General features: G+C 47.0%; 15 protein-coding genes. 11 read left to right on the top strand and 4 right to left on the bottom strand.

Annotated elements, in window-relative coordinates; translation table 11 throughout:
• Nucleotides 1–3 precede the first annotated feature (3 nt).
• The 3 genes from NCI00_RS23145 to NCI00_RS23155 form a co-directional block, all read right to left on the bottom strand.
• Nucleotides 4–1,416: a glycoside hydrolase family 140 protein gene (locus tag NCI00_RS23145; protein WP_253531745.1), complete on the bottom strand. Its 1,413-nt coding sequence runs from the start codon at nucleotides 1,414–1,416 to the stop codon at nucleotides 4–6.
• Between the two features lie 727 nt (nucleotides 1,417–2,143).
• Nucleotides 2,144–4,702, bottom strand: a complete 2,559-nt coding sequence (locus NCI00_RS23150; protein WP_253531747.1) for a PspC domain-containing protein — start codon at nucleotides 4,700–4,702, stop codon at nucleotides 2,144–2,146.
• A 50-nt stretch (nucleotides 4,703–4,752) separates the two neighbouring features.
• Complete coding sequence (locus NCI00_RS23155; protein WP_114070216.1) at nucleotides 4,753–5,121, bottom strand: PadR family transcriptional regulator; 369 nt, start codon at nucleotides 5,119–5,121, stop codon at nucleotides 4,753–4,755.
• Between the two features lie 382 nt (nucleotides 5,122–5,503).
• Between NCI00_RS23155 and NCI00_RS23160 the strand changes: the two genes are divergently transcribed.
• From NCI00_RS23160 to NCI00_RS23205, 10 genes are all read left to right on the top strand, one after another.
• On the top strand, nucleotides 5,504–6,073 hold the full coding sequence (locus NCI00_RS23160) for a MarC family protein (RefSeq protein ID WP_114066626.1): 570 nt from the start codon (nucleotides 5,504–5,506) through the stop codon (nucleotides 6,071–6,073).
• A gap of 76 nt (nucleotides 6,074–6,149) precedes the next feature.
• Nucleotides 6,150–6,911 (top strand): sulfite exporter TauE/SafE family protein, encoded by a 762-nt coding sequence (locus NCI00_RS23165; protein ID WP_253531749.1) that lies wholly within the window; start codon nucleotides 6,150–6,152, stop codon nucleotides 6,909–6,911.
• Nucleotides 6,912–7,081: 170 nt separating this feature from the next.
• On the top strand, nucleotides 7,082–7,777 hold the full coding sequence (locus NCI00_RS23170; RefSeq protein WP_253531751.1) for an NUDIX hydrolase: 696 nt from the start codon (nucleotides 7,082–7,084) through the stop codon (nucleotides 7,775–7,777).
• 7 nt (nucleotides 7,778–7,784) lie between these two features.
• Nucleotides 7,785–9,425 (top strand): ribulokinase, encoded by a 1,641-nt coding sequence (locus NCI00_RS23175; RefSeq protein WP_253531752.1) that lies wholly within the window; start codon nucleotides 7,785–7,787, stop codon nucleotides 9,423–9,425.
• A gap of 134 nt (nucleotides 9,426–9,559) precedes the next feature.
• A complete protein-coding gene (araA, locus tag NCI00_RS23180) occupies nucleotides 9,560–11,044 on the top strand; it encodes an L-arabinose isomerase (RefSeq protein ID WP_253531753.1) in 1,485 nt (494 codons plus the stop codon).
• 42 nt (nucleotides 11,045–11,086) lie between these two features.
• Nucleotides 11,087–12,634: an alpha-N-arabinofuranosidase gene (locus NCI00_RS23185; protein ID WP_253531754.1), complete on the top strand. Its 1,548-nt coding sequence runs from the start codon at nucleotides 11,087–11,089 to the stop codon at nucleotides 12,632–12,634.
• Between the two features lie 12 nt (nucleotides 12,635–12,646).
• On the top strand, nucleotides 12,647–13,345 hold the full coding sequence (locus tag NCI00_RS23190) for an L-ribulose-5-phosphate 4-epimerase (RefSeq protein ID WP_253531755.1): 699 nt from the start codon (nucleotides 12,647–12,649) through the stop codon (nucleotides 13,343–13,345).
• Nucleotides 13,346–13,500: 155 nt separating this feature from the next.
• Nucleotides 13,501–15,156 (top strand): sodium/sugar symporter, encoded by a 1,656-nt coding sequence (locus tag NCI00_RS23195; RefSeq protein ID WP_253531756.1) that lies wholly within the window; start codon nucleotides 13,501–13,503, stop codon nucleotides 15,154–15,156.
• Nucleotides 15,157–15,275: 119 nt separating this feature from the next.
• Entirely contained in the window at nucleotides 15,276–16,031 is a 756-nt protein-coding gene (locus NCI00_RS23200; RefSeq protein ID WP_253531757.1) for an MBL fold metallo-hydrolase, read from the top strand.
• A 429-nt stretch (nucleotides 16,032–16,460) separates the two neighbouring features.
• Nucleotides 16,461–21,416, top strand: coding sequence for a 3-coathanger stack domain-containing protein (locus tag NCI00_RS23205; RefSeq protein WP_253531758.1), 4,956 nt, complete (start codon nucleotides 16,461–16,463; stop codon nucleotides 21,414–21,416).
• Nucleotides 21,417–21,524: 108 nt separating this feature from the next.
• On the opposite strand, the gene NCI00_RS23210 is transcribed toward NCI00_RS23205, so the two are convergent.
• Complete coding sequence (locus NCI00_RS23210) at nucleotides 21,525–22,424, bottom strand: polyphosphate kinase 2 family protein (protein WP_253531760.1); 900 nt, start codon at nucleotides 22,422–22,424, stop codon at nucleotides 21,525–21,527.
• A gap of 327 nt (nucleotides 22,425–22,751) precedes the next feature.
• On the opposite strand from NCI00_RS23210, the gene NCI00_RS23215 reads away from it, so the two are divergent.
• A complete protein-coding gene (locus NCI00_RS23215) occupies nucleotides 22,752–26,207 on the top strand; it encodes a response regulator (RefSeq protein WP_253531762.1) in 3,456 nt (1,151 codons plus the stop codon).
• Nucleotides 26,208–26,210 lie beyond the last annotated feature (3 nt).

Here is a 26,210-nt window from a genome sequence, read left to right on the forward strand (position 1 = left end):
AGTTTACTTTTTAGCTTCTTTTTTCAGTCCATACCCAGCCCACGGCTTGGTGGTGTCGTCGACGACCAGCACCCAGTCGCAGGTGGGACAGCTTACGGGCGTTTTAAATTCCTTGACGCCGTCGTTTTTGTACTCACCAATGAAGGTAGTGACACCATCGCGGGGGTTGAACCAGTAGGCCATTAATTGGGGCGCACTAAGTTTTGCTAAATCGATTTTAAAGGGTTTGCCCGTGGGGGTATAGGCAAATACAAAATCTTTGTTTTCGCCCCAAGCCGCCATTTGATAGCTGGCATCGTCGGGGTTATCGCCCTTCAGCAGCGATTGCTCCGGAATCAGTTGATTCCAAGGGTGTGAGTCGTAAAGTTTGCGCAGGTAGCCCATTTGCCACGCGCCCTCGCTGTCGACCGCCCTTCGCCAATGGGTACGCGCCACGGAGATAGGTTTGTTGCGATTGGGGTCAAAAAACTGCCATACATTATGGTTGCCGTATGTATGGCCAGCGCCACCAGCCAGCATAGTCCACCACGCCGCCTGACGGGCGTCGTGCGCATTAAAATAATCGAGTTCGGGTTTCCAGTTGATAGGATGGTCTTCGTAGCGCGGCTCGCCATCGAGAGTGGGTTTTACGGGAAACAACTGATAATTTTGGCGTTGCATCACGTAATTTTTGGCATTACGCGCCGAATGTCCCGACTGATACATATTGAAACTCAGCCAATTGTCTTTATGAAAAAATGCCGCCGAATTACTGTTACCCATAGGATGATACGTCATGAGCTGCGTGCCGCCGTTGCCCGTCCGAATGCCTTCGGCCATGGCCCGAATGATGGCAAAATGTTTTTCCGCTTCGGGGCTTCTATCCCCGCCCAATATCCAAATGACGGGCTTACCTTTGTAGCGTTTGCCTAACCATTCACCATAAATACGAGCATTTTCAGGGGTAAATACTTCTGGGCCTATGCCCCATTTTTTATTGAACTTGTCGCCCCAAGTGGGCAGCAAGCCAGTCACTAATCCCAGTGAGGCTGCCTTATTGATGACATAATCTACGTGCTGAAAATACAGTTCATTGGGTTGCGTCGGGTCATTGTTTTTGAGCGGCAATTGACCATATTGGTTAGGCTGCGTCAGACCGTCAAACTCCGCCAAAGCCACTGCCTGAATGACCGTAAATCCCTGTTCAGCACGGCGTTTTAAATAAAAATCAGTTTCTTCTTTTGTCAACCGATGAAAAAGCTCCCAAGCGGTATCTCCCAACCAGAAAAACGGCTTGCCATCTCCGCGCGTAATGGTCCGTTTATCGGGCATGATATACAATTTAGACCATTGGGCCTGCTTCGGAGCAGGCTGGGCCCGCAGAAACGAAATCAAGAGCAAAAAAAAGGCCGTACAGAGCGTAAGGAATCTCATCATTTACTGTTTTTTTGAAGTAGCGAAGGTAATTACTTTCGCTATAATTAAGAAAAGGAGCATCCTCCATTTACTTATGAGCATCATACCCTGCTAAAAAAGGGGGCAAATTAGGTAAGCAAAGAAGGATCAAAAATTCCAATTGTAAAGAACTTATCACCCAAAAAGTTCATCGGGTAATTTGTTTTAGGAATAATACGAAGTAGAAATTTACAATTTTGCGATGCGGCTTTGTAGTGACAAGACAGTAAAGATATAGTCGTATTATGTGTAGAATTAATGGGTAAATCACGAATTGGCTACATTGGTTGGAAATAGGGTGCTTATTAGCCACACATGGGTTAAGTCTTTAAAATACAGCAATATACATTTCATAATACGCTTACCAAAACACCATTGAATCCAACGGAGAGACGGTCGTATTTGTAAAATTAAAACGTTAGCATTAGAAAATTGTCTAGTTGATGGTATAGTGGCAGATGTTTAGCTTAAATTATTAGCAGTCTGTGATTTTTTATATTTATCAGGTACCGCAAACCCAAAATTTATGGGACAATTATACGCTAAAAGATGGACGATTGAGACCTGTTTACTAGGGCTGAAAGGTAAAGGGGCATTATCAATAATTTAAAAAAGCTGGGTAGAGTAACGAAAACATTTACTCGGTTACATAACGAAAGGAGTCGCATTGAATTCAATGCGACTCCTTTCGTTATCATTTTATAGAAAGTTATTCTCCTTCTCCCTGCTGGTGAATCCGACTGGCTCCCGTACTGTTTGATTTGAGATTGGGAATACGTCCTAAGTTGGCTTTGCTCACGCCTGAGGCTTGCACGTCACCGTTCTGAATATTCATGCGCTCGGCATCCAATGAACAAGCCCCGGCAAGGTCGGCTTCAAGGGTGTTGGCACTGCCGTGCAACTCAACCTTGGAAGCACCGGCTACGTCGAGTTCAAGTTTTTTGGCATTAACGTCAATGTACGTTTTGGAAGCTCCAGAAATCTCTACTTTCAACGTACCTAAGTTGTTGAAACCCGTTATTTTGCCGAGCGTTGCCCCCGATAAATCAATGGCTTCGATGGTTGGAACGGTAATCGTAATGCCCACGCGCTTGTTGCGTTCAAAAAGTTTGACCTTGCGGCGGTTTTCTACGCGGAGCGTGCCATCTTCCACTTTTACTTCCACGTCGTCCAAATCGGTTTCGCGGCCGTCGGCTACTACTTTATACACGTCTCCTTTTTGGATGGTCACCACAAAGGCGCCGCCTATTCTGACTTTGCTGAAATTGGTAACGTCAAATTGCTTCACCATTTCGCCTTTGGCATCAAACGACCGGTCAAAGGCTTCGTTCAGGCCAGACTCAATGCCGTCACTGATTTCGTCCATGTCGTCCGAGTCGTCGTTGTTGCGCGATTCTTCACGAACGGAGATGGGACGGTCAAGGCAAACCAGACCCGAATCAGGTTTGATGGCCCAGCGGATATTTTTGAACATTTCTTCGTTGATGTCCAAATCATATTCATATTGAATTTGATTCCGGACTCCCCAAAAATGGTCATAGAAATCGCGGGTCATTCGGAAGGTTTTGGCGTACGGGAAGTACAATGTCAGGCGCACACTCTGCCCCCGGAAACGCGGCGATTTGTCGGAAAGACTAAAATCTTCGTCAAAAACCAGCGTAGAATCCGTTTGGTTGATGTTGTATAAGATATTGGAAGCGTTGCGCTCGGCATCCTGACGTGAGCGTCCTTGCGAACGGAACCTAAACGCCACTTTGGCATCGGTACTTTCGTAGCCTTCTAAATCCAGTTGCGTATTGTTGTAACCGTCTTCGGAGTTTTCCTCGTGGACGTCCAGCAAAATCGGCGTGGCGGGCAGCTTGTAGGTTTGTTCTTTTTCGACCGTTCCTTCGCGGCGGAAGTTAGCGCCGTACTGGAATCCAAAGATGGTGCTTCCCAAAAGGCCTGCCAAAAAGAGTCCGAGCAAGGTTTGCCAAACCGCAGGGGTAAATTTATTTTCTTTGGTCAACAACGAGATTCCCAACCAAGCCAGCGTGGCAAAAGGGACCCCAATGGCCAGAAAGGCAAAAATGTAAGCTACGGGAGATACTTCGCCGATGAAGAAATTAAGCGGCATGAGTTCGTTGTCGATTTGCCCGAAGTCCCACGTACCTAATCCGAATACCGCGAAAAGCGCCGTAACCAATCCAAGTAAGGCACCCGCGCCAATGATAAACATAATCAGTCCCGCAAAGATGCGCATGATAACCACCAAGAATTTCATCAGGGGCGTTAATCCGCTGAATACCATCGCCACCGCCCGAAAGGGAAACAAAAGCAGTTTGGTGGCAATATTTTCTTCTTTTTGTTCGGGTTGAAGGGCCTTCTTGACGTTGGTTTCGATGTTTTCGAGCGTAATGGGTTGCCCCTTCATCTCCATTTTTTCGGTCAAAGTATTGGCTTTGGGCGTAATAAGCCACAACACGATGTACAAAAGGAGACCAGTGCCGAAGAACAAAATGCTCAGAACCCAAATAAAACGAACCACTCCTAAGTCAACTCCGAAGTAAGCCGCTACCCCAGCCGCTACCCCACCTACTACTTTTTGGTCAGGATTTCGGTAAAATTTCTTGATGTTTTTGTCTTCTTCCAGCGCATCGGAACCTGGGAAAGAAACCCAGCAAGCAACGTACAGCAAGAAAGTAAATCCGCTCAATGGACCGAAAAACTCAGCGCTGTCGCCACCAAATACGCCGCCGCTGATGGCAGGAAGTCCTAAAAAGAAAAGCAGGAACAGCAAACGAACGAAAAGCGGGTCAACATTGAAATGATGGGCGATGCCCGCACACACGCCACCCAATAATTTGCGCTTTGTATCGCGAACGAGCTTACGGGGAGTTGTGTGCGCTGAGGGGGCGCTTTTGGGGGCTGCAGGTTCGGGATTGCCCGCCGAAGCTTGGCTGAAGCTAGCCGCCTGTTGGCTGCTTGCGGCGGTCTGTGCCGCCAAATCTTCTTCCTCTTCGATGGCTTCAAAGTCAGCCACGGTTCCCATACTTTTGATGAGCTCTTCGACGTCTTCCAGCGCAATCACTTGCGTGTCGGCGGCTTTTTGTCGGTTCAAAAACTTCTCCGCAATTCGCCCTTCGATGTCAGAGATAATCTCTTTGCTATCTTCGTACGACGAAAAGTACTTCTGGATTGAGTTTAGGTAATTTCTTAATTTATCGTAGCCGTCTTCTTCGATGTAAAAAATCAGACCGGCGATATTGATGCTGATAGTCTTTTTCATGGCAATGGATGCGTGCGCATCAGTTAACAGTTTTCCTTGATTGTTAAATGTTAGTTGGTTGGCTGTTGCTCATTCTTTGCTCCTAAATCCTGTGTTTTCAACACAATCGTATGAACAGAGTCAGAAAGCTCAATCCAGGTTTTTTGCATTTCTTCCAGAAACTGTTTGCCCATATCAGTCAGTATATAATACTTACGCGGGGGGCCAGAGGAGGATTCTACCCATTTGTAATCGAGCAGGCCCGAGTTTTTGAGCCGGGTCAGGAGCGGATAAAGCGTACCTTCCACGACCATAATCTTGGCGGAGGTCAGTTCATCGAGCATATCGGAGGCGTATACTTCGCCCCGAGAGATGATGTGCATAATGCAGAATTCTAGGATTCCTTTTCGCATTTGCACTTGAGCGTTCTCAATATTCATGCTGTTGTCATGTTTTGGAAATTTTTGATTGAACGTCATGGCTGTAAAAATTCAGAAGACAGAAGCGAGGAGTGAGTAGTGAGAATTTTAAAATTTACTGTATTCACTCTCTTCACTCCTCACTTCTGTCTCCTCAGTAATTGTTTAAAATGGCTGTGTTATAGGTAATCAACAGTACAAAGTTAATGTAAGGTACTTTGCGATGCAAGGTACTTGGCTAATTTTTTAAATTTTATTTTGGAAACGGTAAAAATCAGGGATAAACGGACAAAAAACAGTTTATAGTGAGCCGTTTGTAATTGAGGGCTCATAACCATAAGATTTAATCGTAAATTTGCCATCATTTACTGCCGACTGTTCACTGTAAACCGCCAACTTATCTATGTACTCTGTCAATTTCAAAGAGGTTCTTTCCGTCACGTTGATTTTATTTTCGGTCATTGATATTCTGGGTTCAATCCCCGTCATTATCGACCTCCGAAAAAAAGCGGGAGCCATCAACGCCCGTCGCGCTACGCTGGTTTCGGGCGGAATGATGATTGCATTTTTGTATTTGGGGAAAGAAATTCTGAAACTGTTTGGCGTCGATGTGGCGTCGTTTGCCGTAGCGGGGGCGTTGATTTTGTTTTTGATTGGACTCGAAATGATTTTGGGGCGCAATATTTTCAAGCACGATGCCGTACACAGCAACGCTACGTCGATTGTGCCGATTGCGTTTCCGATGATTGCGGGGGCAGGAACGATGACCACGATTTTGTCACTAAAAGCGGCTTATCAGGAAATCAATATCATCATTGCCATTCTTATCAACCTGATTTTTATTTATCTGGTGTTGCGCTCATCGGCCTGGATTGAAGGACAATTGGGTGTGGCGGGCACCGACGTTTTGCGCAAGATTTTTGGCCTGATTCTGATTGCCATTGCCATCAAACTGTTCCGTAGTTCTATATAATATAATTTCAAGTATTCACGCAGAGGGGCAGGGAGCAAAGCTGCAGTGCCCCACCGCATACTTTAACCCACCGAATTTGGACATTTTTATCGCTTCGTTAGCCGCCTTGTTGGCTGGTTTTGTAGATTCTATTGTGGGCGGCGGCGGCTTGGTGCAGGTCCCCGCGCTTTTTATTTTATTTCCTCACTTTTCGGTTTCGCAAGTGATTGGCACCAACCGTTTTGCCTCGTTTATGGGCACCAGCGTGGCCGGGTATCAGTACGCCCGTAAAGTAGAAGTGCCTTGGCGCGTGGTACTCATTACCGCGGCGGGTACGGCCGTGATGTCGTTTTTGGGGGCAACCATTGCCAGTCACCTGAAAGCGGAGGTTTTGAAGCCCATCATTTTGTTTTTGATGGCGGCCATAGCGATTTATTCTTACTCCAACAAAACCCTGGGCCATCACGAAAATTTACCAGTATCCATCGTTCGTCTACAATGGTACGCGCTGCTGATTGGGATGGCAACGGGTTTTTACAACGGGTTTGTGGGGCCGGGCACGGGCAGTTTGTTGGTTTTTGGGTTTGTGAGCGTGATTGGGTATCAATTTCTGCGGGCGTCGGCGGTGGCTAAAATCATCAATGTGGTAGCAGATATTGCCTCGCTGGTGTTTTTTATATGGAAAGGATACGTTGAATTTGACATTGCCCTACCCATGATGGCCTGTAATATATTAGGTTCTTATTTGGGAAGCCGCTTGGCTATTTTGCGGGGTAATGCCTTTATCCGTAACATTTTTTTAGTCGTTATTTTTGCCCTGATTCTGCGTTTTGGGTACGATGTAGTGCGGCTTTTTTGAGCAAATCAACCTGTTTTTTAGGGGTGCGTTCGGGTTCTCAAACCCGAAAGGATGGCTTATTTAAAGTCATATAAATACTTCATTGTTTACTTTCCTGTTAAAAAATTCAAGAAAGTAGTTGAAAAGTAATAAAAAAGCCCCTATTATTGTGTTGTTTTGACACATTTATAATGAAAAGTTACGCACACTCCACTCGACTTTTGGTGGCCATTGATTGTATCATCTTCGGTTTTGATGGAGAAGAGCTTAAATTATTGTTGATTAAGCGGCGTTTTGAGCCCGAAAAAGGCAAGTGGTCGTTGATGGGAGGATTTGTAAATGAGGAGGAAGATTTGGAGGTAGGAGCCGAACGAATTTTACATGAACTGACGGGCTTGCACAACATTTACGTGGAGCAATTGCAGACGTTTGGTAAAGTAGACCGCGACCCCGTAGAGCGCACCCTTTCGGTGGTTTTCTTTGCGCTCATCAACATTCATAACCACGATGAGGAATCCGTAAAGTCGCATAGTGCGTGCTGGATTAGCTTGAAGCAGATGCCGAAGTTGATTTTTGACCATGAAAAAATGGTTCAACTCGCACTCGAACGCCTGCGGTATAAGGCGGCGTTGCATCCGATTGGATTTGAGTTGTTGCCCCAACAATTCACCATTCCTCAATTACAAAAACTATACGAAGCTATTTATGATTTGAAACTCGACCGCCGCAATTTCAGTCGCAAGATTTTGTCGACGGGGCTGTTGCTGGATACGGGCGAGAAAAATGCCAATTCGGCTACCAAAAAGGCTGTTTTGTACCGTTTGAACAAAGAAAAATACGAAAGTAACTTTAATAATTTTTGGTACTTCATGCCAGTAACCACCTAGAAAAACAATGCAGAATCAGTACGTTATTGGAGTAGATTATGGGACCGATTCGGTTCGGGCTTTGGTCGTCAACGCTCATACGGGGGCGGCCGTGGGGACGCACGTTTTTGAATATCCACGCTGGAAAAAGGGGCTTTACTGTGCGCCCGAAATTTCACAATTTCGCCAGCATCCACTCGACTATTTGGAAGGACTGGAAGCGTCCATCAAAGGGGCGTTGGCGGGGGTATCGGAGGAGGTGTGCCAAAATGTCAAAGGAATCTCGGTGGATACTACAGGCTCTACGCCCGTAGCGGTCGATGAAAATGGCACGCCGCTCGCGCTGTTACCTGAGTTTTCGGAAAACCCCCACGGAATGTTTATTCTCTGGAAAGACCATACCGGCAACGCGGAGGCCGAAGAAATCAACCAATTGGCCCACCACTGGGACGTGGATTATACCAAATACGTCGGAGGGATTTATTCTTCCGAATGGTATTGGGCTAAGATCATGCGGACGATTCGCGTCGATAGCCAAGTACGGGCGCGGGCGTTTTCGTGGGTGGAGCATTGCGACTGGATTTCGGCGGTCTTGACGGGAGATACCAACCCGCTGACGTTGAAACGCTCGCGCTGTGCGGCGGGCCACAAAGCCATGTGGAACGAGGAATTTCAGGGGTTGCCTTCGGAGGAGTTTTTGGTTGAATTGGAGCCTCAATTGGCGGGTTTGCGTCAACGCTTATTTAAAGATACCTACACGTCTGACGAAGCGATGGGGATGATTTCGGCGGAGTGGGCTACGAAATTGGGCATCCCTGCCGACGTCGTGATTGGCGTTGGGGCCTTTGATGCGCACATGGGCGCGGTGGGGGCTGAGATTGACCCGTACACCTTCGTGCGGGTGATGGGAACGTCTACTTGCGACATGATTATTGCACCCAATGAAGAAATCGGACACTTACTGATTCGCGGTATTTGCGGTCAGGTCGATGGCTCTATCATCCCAGGTATGTTGGGCATGGAAGCGGGCCAATCGGCCTTTGGCGATTTGTACGCGTGGTTTCAGCAAGTAATTGTGGAGCCAGTCAGAGCGTTGTTGGGCGAGGAAGCCGCCGCTGAATTACGCAAAAAATTAATCCCTTATTTATCAGAACAGGCGGCTAAACTACCCGTTACCGAAAATGACGTAGTGGCGTTGGATTGGATTAACGGCCGCCGTACGCCCGATGCAAATCACACCTTGAAAGCCACGATTTCGGGGATGAATTTGAGTACCGATGCCGTTAAAATATTCAAGGCGTTGGTAGAAGCCACGGCCTTTGGCTCAAGGGCGATTGTTGACCGTTTTTATCAGGAAGGAGTGGCCATCAAAAAAGTGATTGGGATTGGCGGCGTAGCCAAAAAATCACCTTTTGTGATGCAAACACTGGCCGATGTGCTCAACATGCCCATCAAAGTAGCAAGTTCAGACCAAGCCTGTGCCTTAGGAGCGGCCATGTGTGCGTCGGTAGCCGCGGGAATTCACCCCTCCATGGAGGCCGCGCAAGCAGCGATGGGTTCAGGTTTTGATGCCGAATACCATCCAAATGCCGAGAAAGTAGCGGTTTATCAAAGTTTATATCAGAAATACGTGGCTCTGGGAAGTTTCGCTGAAAAAGGGATTTTTTAGGGATTAATAATGCAATTGTTACATTGGGATGTACTATTTGCATGGTTAATTCTAAAAAGTGCCTCAAATGGGAATAAACCTGAGGGGTTTGAACGCAAAAAATCTATTAGATGCTATCATTTTAATCGCTTAACATGCTCAAAAAATTTGAAGTCTGGTTTGTCACAGGTAGCCAGCATTTGTACGGTGAAGAAACGCTTCGCCAAGTGGATGAACACTCCCAAATTATTGCCGATTCGTTTAACGATTCTCCGCAAATTCCTGTTCGTGTGGTGTTTAAACCCGTGGTCAAAACACCTGATGAAATCTATGCGATTTGTCAGGAGGCCAACGTGGCCCCTAACTGCATCGGGATTGTGGCTTGGATGCACACGTTCTCGCCCGCCAAAATGTGGATTCGGGGTTTGAATTGTCTCCAAAAACCACTGTTGCACCTGCATACACAATTCAACCGCGATATTCCGTTCAATGAAATCGACATGGACTTTATGAACCTCAACCAATCGGCGCACGGCGACCGTGAATTTGGGTTTATCATGTCGCGGATGCGGTTAAATCGCAAAGTAGTTGTGGGACATTGGCAACAGGCCGATGTACTCCAAAAAATCAACGTGTGGAGCAGGGTTGCGGCGGCTAAGTACGAAATGCAAACCATGAAAGTGGTGCGTTTTGGCGACAATATGCGGCAAGTGGCCGTTACCGACGGCGATAAAGTAGCGGCCGAAATGACCTTTGGGTTTTCGGTCAATACCCACGGCGTCGGAGATTTGGTGAAGTACATCAACCAAATTTCGGAAGCCGATATTTTTACGTTGATGCAAGAATACGAAGATACCTACGAACTCATGGATTCGCTCCGAAACGGCGGTTTCATGCGTCAGTCGTTGGTCGAGGCGGCCCGTATTGAATTGGGATTGAAAGCCTTTTTAGAAGAAGGTAATTTTTCGGCTTATACCAATACCTTCGAAGATTTGCACGGAATGCGTCAGCTACCGGGCATTGGCTCGCAGCGCATGATGGCGGCGGGCTACGGCTACGGCGGTGAAGGGGACTGGAAAACGTCGGCGATGGTGCGTGCCCTGAAAGTGATGGCGAGCGGCATGGCAGGCGGCAACTCTTTTATGGAAGATTATACCTATCATTTTGACCCCGCCAATCCGATGGTACTTGGCTCGCACATGCTCGAAATCTGCCCGTCGATTGCGCAGGGAGCCGTAAAATGCGAAGTGCATCCACTCGGCATTGGTGGCAAAGAAGACCCCGTAAGATTGGTATTTAATGCAGCACCTGGGCCCGCGCTCAATGTGTCGCTGATTGATATGGGCAACCGTTTTCGTCTGTTGGTCAATGAAGTAGAAGCCGTTGAAGTCACCGAAACGTTCCCCAAACTTCCCACGGCACGGGCACTTTGGAAGCCGCAACCAAGCATGGAAGTCGGTTTGCAGGCTTGGATTTTGGCAGGCGGCGCGCACCACACCGTATACAGCCAAAACCTCACAACGGAATACATCGAAGATTTTGCGGAGATGTTTGGCGTAGAATTGGTCGTTATTGATAAAAATACCACCATTCGGCAGTTGAAGAATGAGTTGCGTTGGAGTGATGCAACGTTTAAATAAAACTATTTTGTCACGCTGAAAGCGTCTAAACCCTCTTTTACGATGAGATATTTTCTAAAAAGCGCAGGTATCATTTTCCTGCTGACGTCAAGCACGGTCTTTGCCCAAAACAAAGTAACCCTCAGCGGTGATCTAGGGAAACATACCATTAACAAACACATCTACGGGCATTTTGCCGAACACCTCGGTAAGTGCATCTATGGCGGTTTATACGTGGGGGAAAATAATACCAAAATTCCGAACAAAGACGGCGTACGGATGGACGTGGTCAATGCGCTGAAAAAGATGAAAATCCCCAATCTGCGCTGGCCCGGAGGCTGTTTTGCCGATACATATCAATGGAAAGACGGCATCGGTCCCAAAGCAAACCGCCCTAAAATTGTGAACGTTTGGTGGGGAAACGTAACCGAAGACAACAGCTTTGGTACGCACGACTTCCTGAATATGTGCGAGTTGATTGGAACCGAGCCTTATTTGGCAGGAAACGTAGGCAGCGGAACGGTAAAGGATTTGGCAGATTGGGTGCAGTATGTCAACTTCAAAGGCGTAAGTCCGATGTCGGATTTACGGGCAAAAAATGGTCGCGAAAATCCGTGGAAAGTGCGGTATTGGGGTGTCGGCAACGAAGCCTGGGGCTGTGGTGGCAACATGAAACCCGACTACTATGCCAACATTTACCGTCAGTACGCTACGTTTATGAATGCGTCGTTTGAGAACAACGAACGACTGTTTCGGATTGCTTCGGGGGCCAGCGACAATGACTATAATTGGACAGAAACGCTCATGCGGGAGATTCCGCACAACATGCTCGAAGGAATAGCGATGCACCACTATTCGGTCATTGACTGGAAACAGAAAGGCCCTTCAACGACCTTTACCGAAGAGTTGTATTTCAAAACCATGAAAGAGGCGCTGCTGATGGATGAGCTTGTTAAACGCCACAGCACCATCATGGACAAATATGACCCGGCTAAGAAAGTGGCGTTGGTCGTGGACGAATGGGGCGGTTGGTACGACGTAGAACCCGGCACCAATCCAGGCTTTTTGTTTCAGCAAAATACCATGCGCGATGCCGTTTTGGCAGGGGCAACGCTCAATATTTTCCATAAATATTGCGAACGTGTGCGTATGGCAAATTTAGCACAGGTAGTCAACGTGTTGCAATCGGTGATTTTGACCAACGAAGAAAAAATGATTCTGACGCCTACCTATCACGTATTGGAAATGTACAACGTTCACCAAGACGCGACGATGTTGCCCGTGGAGGTTCAGTCAAATGATTACACGTTTGGCAATGAAAAATTACCCGCGATTTCGGTTTCAGCATCACGCGATAAAAATGGTGCGGTTCATGTGTCATTGGTCAATATTGACCCCAATAAAGCGCAGGAAATCACCATCAATGTTACGGGGGTAAATGCCTCAGGCGTGACGGGCCGCATTCTTACTTCTGCCAAAGTACAAGATTACAATACCTTTGAAAATCCCAATAAAATTCAGCCAGCGGCCTTTAGCGGGGCAAGCCTGAAAAATAATACGCTGACGGTCAAATTGCCACCCGTATCGGTGGTTGTGTTGGAATTGAAATAGCCCTCAAAAACCATGTACAAATCATTACAACAGGAATGTTACGAAGCCAATATGCAGCTGCCGAAGCTGGGGTTGGTACTGTTTACGTTTGGTAACGTAAGCGCGGTAGACCGTGATAAAGCCGTTTTTGCCATCAAGCCCAGCGGCGTACCGTATGAGTTTTTGAAACCCGAAGACATCGTCATCATGGACTACGATGCCAAGGTGGTGGAGGGGAAGATGCGCCCGTCGTCGGATACAAAGACGCACGCGTTGCTCTACAAGACTTGGGACGACATCGGCGGTATCACGCACACGCACAGCACCTACGCGGTGGCGTGGGCGCAAGCGGGTATTGATATTCCTATCTTCGGCACTACCCACGCTGACCATACGCACCAAGATATTCCGTGTGCGCCAGTGCTGTCGGACGAAATGATTCAGGGGGATTATGAGTACGAAACGGGTAATCAAATCTTTGGAGTATTTGACGCCCGTAAATTGTCGCACAAAGAAATGGAAATGGTACTTCTGCAAAATCACGGGCCGTTTACGTGGGGCAAGACCGCCGAGAAGTCGGTGTACAACGCGGCGGTACTGGAAGAAGTAGCCCGTATGGCGTACCTGACGCTGCAAATCAATCCCCAAACGCCACGCATTAAAGACACGTTGCGTATGAAACATTTTGAACGCAAACACGGCAAAAATGCCTACTACGGGCAAGGATGCTAAACAGCTTTGTCATTCTGTAAGAATCTATTTTCTACGCATTGGTTCTTGGCTTTTAGATTCTTTCAGCATGATAAAGAAATGAATGGAATAAAAATAAAGTATAATTAAAAAATATGTCGATTATTGATTTTTAATTCTTCCAACCCTCGCTTCCTATGACCCTTGGACTTGAAACCCTTGATTACGTTATCTTCCTCATTTATTTTGTGATTGTGTCGAGCTACGGCTATTGGGTATATAAACACAAAGGCAAACAGACCGCCGATTCCAAAGACTTTTTTCTGGCCGAAGGCTCCCTCACTTGGTGGGCTATCGGGGCTTCCATCATCGCGTCCAATATCTCGGCCGAGCAGTTTATTGGCATGAGCGGACAAGCCTTTCAGTTGGGGATTGCCATTTCGGTTTATGAATTGTTGGGCGGTGTAGCGCTCATTATCGTGGCCGTGTATTTTCTACCGATGTACCTCAACAACAAGATTTACACCATGCCGCAATTTCTCGCCAAACGCTACAATGAGCGACTAGCGACGATTATGGCCGTGTTTTGGCTGTTTCTCTACATTTTCGTTAACCTCACATCCATCATTTACCTTGGTGCATTGAGTTTAGAAAAAATGACGGGCTTCGCCTTCATGCCTTGTGCTATCTTCCTGACCACCTTTGCCGTTATCATTACCCTTGGCGGCATGAAGGTAATCGGCTATACCGATGTGATTCAGGTGGTTTGCTTGATTTTCGGTGGTTTGGCTACCACGTATCTGGCCTTGGATTTACTTTCCGATAAAGTCGGTACTGGTTCGGGGGTGTTGGAAGGATTGAGTTTGATTCGTGAAAAAGCCGATAGCCACCTGCACATGATTTTCTCGCCCGGACAGTACCAAGTCCACGATGGGCGCGGTGGGTTTATTGATGCTTATAATCAGTTGCCGGGCATCATGATGTTTATCATCGGCGGGCAGTGGGTCAACAACCTCAACTATTTTGGCTGTAATCAATACATGACCCAACGCGCGCTTGGCGCTGACATCAATACGGCCCGTAACGGTGTTTTGTTCGCGGCATTTCTGAAAATGATGATGCCATTCATCGTGGTTTTGCCTGGTTTGGCCGCTTACGTGTTGTTTCAAGAAAACGCCGATGCGTCGATTGTTAACGGCATTACCCAAAACGGTATCGTAAAACCCGACAATGCGTACCCAGTTTTATTGAATCTGTTGCCTGTTGGTTTGAAAGGCTTGGCCTTTGCGGCCCTGACGGCGGCGATTGTGGCGAGTTTGGCGGGCAAAGCCAACAGCATCTCGACCATCTATATGCTTGATATTCACAACAAATTTTTCAACAAAAACCTTACCGAAAAACAAACCGTTTGGACGGGGCGCGTGGCCATTGTTGTGGCCTTCATCATTGCCCTGATGGTGAGTCCATTATTGGCCAATTTCGGACAGGCATTTGAGTACATTCAGGTCTACACGGGCTACATTTCGCCTGGTATTCTGAGTATTTTCTTGCTGGGTTTCTTCTGGAAAAAAGCAACCGCCAACGGTGCTTTGGCGGCGGCGGTGTTGAGTATTGCGTTGTCGGCGGTGATTGAGAATTTATATCCTGCCTTCCCGTTCCTCAACCGTATGGGTGTAGTATTCTGGATTTGCTCAGCCGTACACGTAGCCATCAGTTTGGCACAATCTAAAGGCAAAAATCAACCCAACGCCTTCGAGGTGCGCCCCGAATGGTTTAAGGTCACGCCTACATTCCGCTACGGTGCTATCGCGGTAGTGGCTACGTTTAGTCTGATTTACTGGATTTTCTGGTAGGGAATACCTTTAAATAAAATTCAATGGAGGGGGTAGCTGACGAAGCTATCCCCTTTTATTTTATCAATATATTTGTTGAATAAATCATCATTAAAAAAACGAAAAAGTTAGGCATTGTTATGATGGCAAGCAGTGTTGTCGTGTACGTTCTTGAGGTAAGGTTTGACTATAACGGCAAAGAAGATGCTCTGTATCTCGTTATTGTAAAGAACGAACACCAAATGATATTGGTAGATTGCGGTTATGCTGGATTTATGCCGCTCATTGAAGAGGCCGCTCAGAAACAGGGCCTATCACTTCAGGAACTGACGGGCGTCTTTATCACCCATCACGACATCGACCACTTAGGGGGCTTGGCAGAATTAAAAAATCGCTATCCTGCCTTGGCCGTTTATGCGCCTGTCATTGAAGCTCCTTATATCAGTGGAAAAGAAAAATCGGTGCGTTTAATGCAGGCTGAAAGCTTGTTTGAGTCTTTGCCTGAAGACCAAAAATCAGGAGCTTTGTATTTTCAGGAGCTGCTGAAAAATGTTCAAAGTGTTGAGGTGGATGCCGTGTTTTCGGAAGGTGAAACCTTTATGGAAGGCGTGCAAATTATAAACACTCCTGGCCACATGCCGGGACATGTGTCGCTTTACGTACCGGAGAGCCAAACGCTCATTGCGGCAGATGCGCTGGTAATTGAGCATGGTGAATTTGAAATCGCCAATCCTGCTTTTACCCTAGATTTAGGGGCTGCGGTGGAGTCCGTAAAAAAGCTAAAGCGTCTGGAAATCAAGCGAATGATTTGTTATCATGGCGGTGTTACGGAAGAGGAGATTGACGCAAAATTGGCAAGATTAATTTCACGCTATTCCCGTTCCTCAGTTCTCTGAAAGTCAGGTCTGAATGGTGTTTTTCTTCCCATTCACTCTACACTTGCATCCTGCTCATGAATCGTTTCGATGAGTTTTTGCTGGGCGGTGTGCCGCTCAGGGGGGCTTTTTTTTCTATGAATACAGAGCCAGGCTTCGGTATTTTAGTAGCGAAATAAATAATTATGGCAATCTAAAGTATTGAAAGTTGTTGATTATCAATATGTTGTTTATCGGATTGAAAGAGAGGTACTTTCTTTTTTACTCTATGAGGTGGTTTTTATGTTTGAAGTTATCGCTTTGTAATGATGAATAGAGTGGGTGGACAAATAGGTGCCCTTTGCCGATAATTTTTAAAAAATAAGTATCTATTTGCAGTTTCATTCGTCTAACTTTTACCCTTTACAGGGTCTTGCCTTCCACCTAAAGCCGATTTACATTTATTTTCGTATGCAAAAAATTTTTATCTACTGCCTCATTTTCTTCTTCGCTTTTACCGCCGCTGCCCAGGAAAAAACGTCTGTCAATGTTCAACTAAGCCTTGAGAATCTTACCAGCTCCCCCTATTTCTGCGAAGGCAGCCAGATGACCCTGCGGGCCAGTCTTCACGAGCCGGGATTTTCCTACCAATGGTTTTTAGACGGTCAACCAGTGGAAACGACGGTTACCAATACTTTGCCGGTGCGCAGGGCTGGAAACTATTCTGTGACGGTCAGTAATTCTGAAATGACTGGGACTTCTCCCAAAGTACGCGTAGAAGCTTGTCCAGACAACAGTGCCGAGTTGGCGGCGATTTGGGCGCAAGCCCTTAAAGATGGGAAAGCGAAACCTCCAAAAGAAACACTGTCTACTTTTACCGCGACGATTTCATCCGTAAATCCCATTTTGTGCAACGGCAATACCTCCGCCACGCTGGTGGTGCAGCCGCAGGGTGCACAGTACACCTACCAATGGCAATACGCTTCCTGCCTGACCTGTACCTATACCAATCAATCAGGCCAAACAAATGATACGCTTACGACGAGCACAACGGGTTTTTACAGAGTGCTCGTGACGGAAGGAGCCACCACCACGACTGCCAATCCGTTTCGGGTAGCCTCCACTCCGTATGCGACCCTTACCGATCAAAACAATGACCCCAGTGGAATAATCAGCGTCACTCCCGGACAAAGTGCCTCATTGAAGGTGAACTTTACGGGCACAGGCCCTTTTTATTTTTCGTACAATGACGGAATAAGTGACAAATACGTCAATAATGTTGCTGCCAATCCCTATACATTGACGGTGACTCCCGATCAAAACCGCCGCTATAGATTAAATTATGTGGGGAATAATACATGCGGCTCTACTAGCAGTGATCTGGCAGGCAGTGTGCGGGTCGTGGTGGATGCAACGACTTCCGTTACGTTGCCGACCCCAACTACGCTGAACGTGTGCGCGGGAAGTACCATTGACATTCCCTATACGACTGTAGGCACCTGGTCGGGACCAAAAAACCTGACGGTTCGATTGCTCAACGAACTCGACGGATCGACCGTTACGTCTTTCTCCGGGCAGTCCGACAGTCCTTTGCGCGTTACGCTTCCAAGTTCTTTGACTCCTTTCAGCCAATACAGGGTCGCTGTTTTGCCCATCATACCGGCAAGCGTAGCGGGACCGGTGATCAGCTCGTATATATTAACGGTCAATAGCGTAGGATGTATGCCGAAGCCGATCGTCTATGTTTCCCCAGCCAATCAGGCGTGCAGTTCCGTGTATCTTTCTACCGGTAATCCTGTCAACGGCACTTCAAATTATCAGTGGTTTCGTAACGGGGTTACCCTGTCCGGGGCTACTTCTTTGGGTTTTTATGCGTATGAACCGGGAAATTACTACGTAAAAGTGACCAACGCGGCGGCCAACTACATTGATTCCTCTGCGGTACAGACGATTACGTTGATTGCAGCCCCCGTCACGATCACTTCTCCCAATCCTGTACTGTGCGGGAGCAATACCTCGGCGGTACTGACGGCCGCTGCGGCCACAACGGGCGGCACTTGGCAATGGTACAAAAGCGGGGTTCCGATTTCAGGGGCTAGCCTTGCTACCTATACGGCCACAACGACGGGCAATTATCAGGCAGAATACAGTAAAGGCGGGTGTACGGCATCAGGCTCCATTAATGTGAACAATTATGCCACTGCGACCCTTACCACACTGTCAGGCGGCAGCTCTCAGGTGATTACACCGGGCACCACGGCTCAACTGAAAGCCACTTTTACGGGGCAGGGACCGTGGACATTCCGGTTGTTTGATGGGTCGAATTATAAAAATATGTCAGCGACCGCTAATCCGCACCTCATTACGGTTCAACCCGAGCAAAACCGCAGTTATGATCTTAGCGACATTAGGTCGAACAACTGCTCTAATAGCGGCAGCAGCAATTCAGTGAATATCGTTGTGGATCCCACTACCAAATTGACACTCACTATGCCGGCTAGCCTGAACGTCTGCGCGGGGAGCACGATTGAAATTCCTTACACTACTACCGGTACCTGGACCAATGACCGCATACTACAGGTAGAATTGGCAGATGCCAATAATAACTATGTATCAAACAGTTATCAAAGTAGTTTTTCACAAAATCCCATTCGTTATACACTATCCACGGCTTTGACCCTTAATGCAACCTACAAGGTCAGGGTATATGTAAGATTACCATCCTTCGATTATGTCACAAGCACTTACCAATTGACGGTCACGAGTACCGGATGTCCGCCCACCGCTACAATTCGGAGTGGCATTTCGTCCGTGCAGTGTGGAAGTGCACTGTTGTATGCCTATCCGACCGGCAGCGGTTATACCTATCAATGGTTCCAAAACGGCAGCAGTATTTCAGGAGCAACGGATTATTACTATTATGCTCCTCAAACGGGGGCCTATACGGTGCAGGTGACGAATACGGCTACAGGCTATACTTCTACCTCGGCCGCTACCTCTGTGGAAGTGACAATGCCGCCGGTGAGCATCACGCCTACAAGCGGCGCGGTTTGCAACGGCGGCTCGGTAACCTTAAGTGCTACTCCGGCTGATCCTGCGGTGTATGATTATCAGTGGTATTATTGGCCTTCCAGTGGGAACACCTATTCGTTGATCAGCGGTGCCGGTTCGACAAGTTATGCGGCGACTGCTGTGGGCGATTATTATGTCGTAGTTACTAAGAAAACAGGGAATTGCTCTGTAAGTTCTTCCTCGGTTTCCATTACCAACAGCGGTACGGCAACGCTCACGAATGCCAATGGGACAAATGCTGACGTGGTCAGTGCTCCCGGCCAAACGGTTCCGTTGACGGTGACCATGACAGGACAGCCTCCATTTGTATTTCAGTATTCAGACGATACATATACACGTCGCATTACCACTAACAATTCGACGTATACGCTCAATGTAACGCCAGAGCAGAATCGGAGGTATTATTTAACAGGTTTTGCAAGCAGTTGCGGCAGCGGGGTGACAAACGGCACGGTTAATGTGATCGTGAATGCGGCCACCACCCTTACCCTTTCGACTCCCGTCACCCTGAATGCCTGCGCGGGCGGCTCGGTAGAGATTCCTTATACAATCGCCGGGACATGGAGCGGTAACCGAAACCTAAATGTAGCGCTCTACAATTCCGTGACGGGCAATTATATCACTTCCTATCCCATTAGCTCCCCGGCCAACCCAATGATAGTACGGGTACCTGCATCACTTTCAATTGGCAGTACTTTTCAGATCAGGATCTCCGGGATCACTCCATACTTCACAACGGTAGTGGGCAGCTATAATTTTACCGTTACCGGTACGGGATGTATGCCAATCCCTCAAATTTGGGAGGCATTTCCCCGGCAATGCGGTACAAGTTTACTTTTGGTTGAAAGCGCGGGATATAATTATCAGTGGTACCGTGATGGAAATGCTACAGGAGGCACAAGCAATGGGTATACTGCTGCGGTTAGCGGAAATTATACCGTGAGAGTGACGGGGCCAAACGGGTATGACGTAACCTCGGCTCCTTATGCCGTTACGATAGGCAGTGTTGCTAAACCCGTCATTAGCCAAACCGGGGCGGGTGCCTGTAACGATGGCAGTAACTTTACCCTTTCGTCGAGCGTGACGGATCCTTCTTTTGCCTACCAATGGTATTATGCGCCTACTTCCAATGGACCTTTCCTGCCCGTATCGGGAGGGAATGGGTCTTCCTTAACGACCAATCAACCTGGAGGGTATTTTGTAACGGTACAGAGCGGTGAGTGCCAGTCAGAGTCAGACAAATATTATACCTGCCCGCTGCTGGTTGATTTTAAGTCGGCATCCATTTGCCGCGGGGGAGGAGTAACGGTAAAATATTCCCCCAATTTTTGCTGTTATTCAGAAAATACAGTGTCACTTCATCTGGTAGAGGCGGTTTCTGGAACGGTCGTCTTGAGTAATTTGGCTTCTTTAACAGGCTTTTCATCGTACACTTTTTCTAATGTTACGATTCCCGCATCCGTTCCTTCGGGTACGTACCGATTTGTGGTAACCTCCTCTGGTCTGGCCTATACAAGTCCGAAAAGTGTCGGGGTATTGACCATTACCAATAGTACCGCTCCGGCGCCTCCGGCAATCACGGCGGTGCCGAGTTCCGTTGTGCCCGGCCAAAGTACAACCTTGACGGCCTCCGGCTGCAATGGGACCCTCCAATGGACGGACAATGGTTCCGCGCCCGCTACCCGTACTTTAGTTCCTAATGGCACCACGGTCTATTCTGCGGTATGTATGGATGTAAACGGATGCACAACGGCAGCGGGTTCTGTCACTGTTAGCTTAGAATGTGACCTTTTAGAGCCTAATAATACCTACTCATCTGCCACAATTACTGGTACCGCAAATTATCTAAGCCCCGAAGTGTGCCTTGATTCCAAAAATGATACAGATTGGTATGCTTATGTGCATAATAACAAAGTATATTATATCAGAGTGGCTTCGGCAAGTAATGTGTACGGTTATTATAAACTTTCAGTCAGCGTTGTGAATGATTCACTGCGCATCGAAACGTTGTCCAGTAGTGGCTCCAATTTGTCTACGAATGTAGAATTATACGCAGACAACGGTACCACATTTTTGTGGAATGACTACTCCAGTGGTGTCAACAATTTCTCTCTGCTGAAATACAAACTGCCCTCGCCTTGTCCGGCGGTATTGAATCTGTACTCCATGCTGTTGGATATTGCTCCCGGTCAAACCAATACCGCTAAAGGTTTGCAAATCAATGCCACCAATAAAGTAGGAGATGGCGCGGCTGCCACTTATTATGGTCAAAACGCCGTACTGTTGCTTCCCGGATTCCAAACAAACCTAAACACGAGCGGTACCTTTCAAGCCGCTATACAGGGCTGTAATTAAAGTACAGAAAAAAGGTCATCACAGGAGAGTGAATAGCTCTCCCGTGGTGACCTTTTTTCTACCCACTACCCACTACCCACTACCCACTACCCACTACCCACTGCCCACTCACTCTGCACTTGCATCCTGCTCATGAATCGTTTCGATGAGTTTTTGCAGGGCGGCGTGCCGCTCTGGGGTGCTTTCTGGAAACGACATATTCATGTTTTTGAGTTCTTCAATCAAAATTTTTCCAACAATAAGCCGCATATTTTTCTTGTCATCGGCGGGGACTACGTACCAAGGCGCTTTTTCGGTGGCGGTGGCGTTGATGGCTTCTTCGTAGGCGTTCATGTAGTCTTTCCAATAGGCGCGCTCTTTGATGTCGTCCTCTTCAAACTTCCAGTTTTTGGTAGGGTCTTCAATGCGTTCGATGAGTTGTTTCCCCTGTTCCTGTTGCGAGATGTTCAGAAAAAACTTAATCACCCTGATGCCGTTATGATAGAGGTATTTTTCAAAATTGGCGATGTCTTGGTAGCGTTGTTTCCATACTTTGTCCAAATCTTTGGTCAATTCTTTGGGTAATCGCTGCGACTTGGTTAGGATTTCGGGATGTACTTTTACGACCAATACCTCTTCATAATGACTCCGGTTGAAGATGGTAATGTTGCCGCGTTCGGGCAGTGAAAGCAAATGCCGCCACAAAAAATCATGGTCTAGTTCATTGTCGGAAGGTCGTTTGAAAGATTGGATTTTGACCCCCACAGGATTCACCCCCGACAATACGTGCTTGATGGTACTGTCTTTTCCGGCGGCGTCCATGGCCTGAAAAATCACCAAAAGCCCGTACCGATTGTGGGCGTACATAAGACTTTGGAGCTCGTCGATGGTGGTCCTAAAATCAGCCAGTTGGGCGGCGTAGTCAGCTTTGTCGTCGTAAAGGTCTTCTATTTTAGTGGCCGTTTTTTTATGATGAAATGTACGGGTGCCGTCGAAGCGAAAATCTTCGGTTTTGAGTGACTGTGACATAGAGAAACGGTTGGTTTTTAGTGTTTGTCCGACATATAAATTTGAAAAATCAGGGTAAAATATACCTAAATGCTCACCGCTTGATAATTTTCCGTTACTAATATCCCTGTTTTTTGGGTCAAAGTGGTTATAAACCGGAATTTTCTGTATTTTGAATCGGAATAAAGACCAGCAACAGGCGTTTTTTTTGCATATTATTGGCAACAGAGAAACTTTGGCGTTGATTTTGTTTAGTAACCTTTAGAAAAACAGTAGTACTAATTACCCTTTCTAACGCTAAACACCATTGATGTCATTTCCTCAAAATGACTGATGCCCGCTCAAATTATGAAACTCACAATTGCCGCTTGGCTGCTTATTGGATCAGCTTGTACCATTCTGATTGGTATCTTTTTGGGCATTTCTTTTTTTAATACCATTCAGCGCCAAGTCGAAGAGGCGGAATGGGTAAAAGAAAAAAACGAAATGCTTGACCAGCTCCTGACGCTGGAAAAGCTCCTCGTCGATATGGAAACGGGGCAACGTGCGTATCGAAGCACGAACGAAAAAAGATTTTTGCTGCCATTTAACCAAGCTCAGATTAATATTGGACTGGTAGAAGATAATTTAACGAACTATTTCCAGGAAAATCCGCTCAAGCTGTCCCAATTGGCCCAAATACAGCAATCATTGCAATTGTTAATGCAATTGTGGAGCTCTACCCCAGAAAATGAAAGGGGGGTGAACCAGCAAAGCCTGATTGAAATTACGGCACGAGAGATGAAAGAAATGGACAACGTGCGGATGCTGGTAAAAAAAATGTATACCGCCGAACGTTATGAGTTGTCCAGAAGAGAGGCTTCAATGAAGATGCTCATTGAAAACCTAACCCGTAAAACCGTATTAGGGACATTTCTGCTGTTTTTGGTGGCCGCCGTGCTTACTTATTTTTATGCGTTAGAGTTTAAAAGCCGAAAGAAAATCGAAAATCGACTCAGCAATAGTATAGACGAGCTTGAGGAACTTAATAAATCTATCAAAGAAAGAAATTGGTATCTGGCGGGGCTAACGATTTTGAATGACTCCCTTCAAAATACCAATACAGTAGAAGCTCTTGGGCAATCGGCCTTAAAAGCCGTTACCGATTATTTGGAACTACCAGCGGGGGGAATATATTTAGTTGATGAGTCTCAAAAGTTGGTGCTGAAAGCCTCCGTGGCTTTGCCCACTCAAGCGCCCCAATCCTATGCGCTGGGAGAGGGATTGGTAGGCCAAGCTGGGCTTGAAAGGCAAGTACGTATCACTAAGTCAATTCCGTCGTCTTATTGGGCCATTGAGTCGGGAAGCGGCGCTACCAAAGCAGGTGAAATTGCGTGCATTCCACTTTGGTACGGTAAAGAACTCAAAGGTGTAATCGAGCTAGCATCCTTCTCGCCATTTCCTGACCATCAAATAGAGCTTTTGAAAAAAGTATCTAAGGATATTTCCTTGTCGGCCAATGAAATACAGTCTCGGCTTAAAATTGACCAGTTGTTGGAACAGTTGAAAGCGCAAAAGGCAATTTTGGAGAATCAGCAGGATGAATTGCGTCAGACCAACGAAGAATTGTCGCACCAAACCGAGAGCCTGATGGCGTCCGAAGAAGAGTTGCGGGTGCAAGAAGAAGAATTGAGACACATCAATTCAGAGTTGGAAGAAAAAAATGAAGCCCTAGAAGTAGCAAAACAGGCATTGGCCTTGAAAGCCAAGGAGTTGGAAGTGACAAGTACGTACAAGTCAGAGTTTCTGGCCAATATGTCGCACGAGTTGCGTACCCCGCTCAACAGCGTTTTGATTTTGGCCAACTTGCTGTCGGAAAATAAATCAAAAAACCTAACCGAAAAACAGGTTGAATACGCCAACGTGATTCGAAAATCGGGCACCGACCTGTTAAAACTCATCAATGATATTCTGGATTTGTCGAAGATTGAAGCAGGGAAGATTGATTTCCAGTTTGAAAGTGTACCTGTTAAAAATATTGTAAGGGATATTAAGCAATTGTTTGAGGTAGTGGCCGACGAAAAAGGAGTGTTTTTTTTAACGCAAGTAGAGGCCTCGGTTCCCGAAGCGTTGCACACCGACAAACAGCGCTTAGAACAAATCATTCAAAATCTGTTGTCCAATGCGTTTAAGTTTACCCCCAAAAACGGGCAAATTACGCTTTCATTTAAGGCCATTGAGCCTCGACCTGACTTTACCACCGACGCCCTGAAAAAGGCCGAACAGGTATTGGCTATCAGCGTTGAGGACACGGGGGTGGGAATTCCCGCCGAGAAACAACAGCTCATTTTTGAGGCATTTCAACAGGCCGATGGTTCAACCAGCCGTAGATATGGTGGTACGGGCCTAGGGCTATCCATCATCAGAGAATTGGTAAAACGACTGGGCGGAGAAGTGAGACTTCAAAGTGAAGTGGGGAAAGGTAGCACTTTTTCGGTTTTTATACCGCTCAAATCCAACGCAAATGGAGCAGTGGCTGCCAACCCTGAAGCGCTGACGATAAGCGAAAAGCGAAACTTCTCCATGACCGATTTTCAAAAAGAGATGGTATCGCAGGCCAAAATAGAAGACGACCGAAATTCGATTGAAAAAGGCGATTTGGTGATACTAATTATCGAAGACGACCCCATGTTTGCGGGGATTGTCAGGGATTTAGCCCGCGATAAAAACTACAAAACAATCGTGGCCCTACAAGGCGACGAGGGAATGAGGTATGCCCAGAAGTATCAGCCGTCGGCCATCATTCTTGACGTGCAGTTGCCCGTTGTTGATGGGCAGAGTATTCTTTCCTGGATTAAGAATAACGAACAATTAAAGCACATTCCTGTGCATGTTATTTCGGGGGCAGATGCTTCAAGTCTGTCGTTGGAGGGGGCGCAGGCGTTTATCCAAAAACCCGTCAAAACCCAAGACTTAGAGAAGGTATTTAGTTTATTGGAAGCTCAATTGAATGTTAAAATCAAGAAAGTGCTGATATTGGTCGGGGAGTTTATTCAACGAAATACCATCGGTCAGGTGCTTGGAAAGCGCTATCCTGACCTCAAATGGGAAGTGGTTGTTTCGGAGCAGGATGCCACCGACCACATTGCCCAGCATGATTATGACTGCCTGATTGTAGACATCCGCAAAAATTTGGATCAAGGCATGGAAACGCTAAGGCGCTTGAAAGAAGCCAGCGCCGCGAAGGTCTTGCCCGTGATTGTGTACATCGACGAAGACCTCAACCTGACCAAAGAGCGCCAACTAAAAAAACTTTCGAGCGTGATTATCCGGGAGTCTACGCAATCTATGGAGCGACTAATGGATGAAATGGAATTGTTTCTCTATAAAGTGCAGGAAGTAGAAACCAAAAAGCTGCCCCAGCCCACCGTGGCCTTCAGTAGCGGAGGATTGGAAGGGAAAAAGGTGCTTCTGGTAGACGATGATATGCGCAATGTGTTTGCTTTGAGCACATTATTGGAGGAGCAACAGATGAAAGTCATTACGGCCGACAACGGCAAGGAGGCGTTAGAAGAACTTAGGCTTCACCCTGATATTGATATTGTATTGATGGATATTATGATGCCCGAAATGGACGGGTACGAGGCCACGTCTCGGATTCGGCATGATTTGCGGTTGTCTAAATTACCCATTATCGCCCTCACGGCCAAGGCCATGCCCGAAGACCGTGAAAAAGTGATTGAAGCGGGGGCGTCCGATTATATTACAAAACCAGTGGATACGGGTCAACTTTTTTCCCTGATGCGCGTCTGGCTTTCCAAATAAAGA

Origin of the sequence: Runella salmonicolor (genome assembly GCF_024158025.1) — a bacterium.
GTDB classification, from domain to species: Bacteria; Bacteroidota; Bacteroidia; order Cytophagales; family Spirosomataceae; genus Runella; species Runella salmonicolor.